We start from the raw sequence: 532 nt of genomic DNA, 5'->3' as shown, positions 1-532 counted from the left end.
ATCCAAAGACCAATCTTTATTGGCGCGGTAGATAGCTTGAACGTCAAACAGCTCCTCAAGCTCGGCCGCAGAAAAGCGCCGTACCTGGTTCGGACCGAAGGAGATGGCCGGAAGATCCGATGCCAGATCTAGCGGACACAGGTGCAGCCGCCTCGACGTCGTACTGTTAATCGCCCTGTCGAGCCTGTCTGCAATCTCGGCTGGACTTGCTGCCAGGCCAGAACCTTGGCCACCGACGAGACAGGCCAAGCCGAGCTGCCGGAGCGCCGAGGTCAACGAAAACCGCAACATGGAGCCAGATCTGATATGGGGATATTGGGCCTGACAAAGCTCCACAAAACGCAGAAAAGCCGGCTGGTTTTGCAGGTGATTGACATCGGTCGTCGCTGCCCGCGCCAACTGCTCCAGACCATGTAGGATGCCGCCAGTAGGACCAACCGTGACGCTCACGATGAACGCGTCCGCGCTGGAGTTCGATAGAGGATGATCCGCCCGGTTGGCAGGATCTGGGTAAGGAAATCAAAATCACGGA

At 57.7% G+C, this 532-nt stretch carries 1 pseudogene; it reads right to left on the bottom strand.

The annotated features are described in order from the left end of the window. A pseudogene (locus tag CEV33_RS01545) lies at window positions 1-450 on the bottom strand (hypothetical protein); the annotation flags it as partial. Window positions 451-532 lie beyond the last annotated feature (82 nt).

It is taken from the genome of Brucella grignonensis (genome assembly GCF_002252505.1).
GTDB classification, from domain to species: Bacteria; Pseudomonadota; Alphaproteobacteria; order Rhizobiales; family Rhizobiaceae; genus Brucella; species Brucella grignonensis.
The sequence above is the reverse complement of the archived record's forward strand: the minus strand, read 5'-3'. Positions and strand labels throughout refer to the sequence as shown.